Genomic DNA, 849 nt, shown 5'->3' with positions numbered 1-849 from the left:
GCCAAGGTTGGGGTCGCGGGTTCGAATCCCGTCTTCCGCTCCACTATTTATTTATGCCGGGGTGGCGGAACTGGCAGACGCACAGGACTTAAAATCCTGCGGTAGGTGACTACCGTACCGGTTCGATTCCGGTCCTCGGCACCATCTTAATATGCGCCCNAGGTTGGGGTCGCGGGTTCGAATCCCGTCTTCCGCTCCACTATTTATTTATGCCGGGGTGGCGGAACTGGCAGACGCACAGGACTTAAAATCCTGCGGTAGGTGACTACCGTACCGGTTCGATTCCGGTCCTCGGCACCATCTTAATATGCGCCCGTAGCTCAATTGGATAGAGCATCTGACTACGAATCAGAAGGTTGTAGGTTCGACTCCCGCCGGGCGCACCATGTTTTTTCGGGAAGTAGCTCAGCTTGGTAGAGCACTTGGTTTGGGACCAAGGGGTCGCAGGTTCGAATCCTGTCTTCCCGACCATTGATTTTTGGGGCCTTAGCTCAGCTGGGAGAGCGCCTGCCTTGCACGCAGGAGGTCAGCGGTTCGATCCCGCTAGGCTCCACCAAAAAAACTTGACAAGCTTAACAAGCTTTGATATGATGTAAAAGTTGATTCTTTAAAGGAATCAGATATTGCTCTTTGAAAACTGAACAAAACAAAGCGCCAACGTTAAATTTTAAGTGAGCACACACTATTAAAAAAGCAAAATGAGCAAGTCAAACATTTCTTCGGAGAGTTTGATCCTGGCTCAGGACGAACGCTGGCGGCGTGCCTAATACATGCAAGTCGAGCGAATCGATGGGAGCTTGCTCCCTGAGATTAGCGGCGGACGGGTGAGTAACACGTGGGCAACCTGCC

General features: G+C 51.9%; 5 tRNA genes. All 5 read left to right on the top strand.

From position 1 onward, the window contains the following. Positions 1-55: 55 nt before the first annotated feature. The 5 genes from AKG34_RS21300 to AKG34_RS21280 all read left to right on the top strand — a co-directional run bounded on the left by AKG34_RS21300 (position 56) and on the right by AKG34_RS21280 (position 556). A tRNA-Leu gene (locus tag AKG34_RS21300) sits at positions 56-144 on the top strand. A 67-nt stretch (positions 145-211) separates the two neighbouring features. Then, positions 212-300: transfer RNA gene (locus AKG34_RS21295), tRNA-Leu, on the top strand. Positions 301-309: 9 nt separating this feature from the next. Beyond that, positions 310-386: transfer RNA gene (locus tag AKG34_RS21290), tRNA-Arg, on the top strand. Positions 387-394: 8 nt separating this feature from the next. Then, positions 395-471, top strand: a tRNA-Pro gene (locus AKG34_RS21285). Positions 472-480: 9 nt separating this feature from the next. Then, a tRNA-Ala gene (locus tag AKG34_RS21280) sits at positions 481-556 on the top strand. Positions 557-849 lie beyond the last annotated feature (293 nt).

Origin of the sequence: Peribacillus butanolivorans, assembly GCF_001273755.1 — a bacterium.
GTDB lineage: Bacteria > Bacillota > Bacilli > Bacillales > DSM-1321 > Peribacillus > Peribacillus butanolivorans.
The sequence above is the reverse complement of the archived record's forward strand: the minus strand, read 5'-3'. Positions and strand labels throughout refer to the sequence as shown.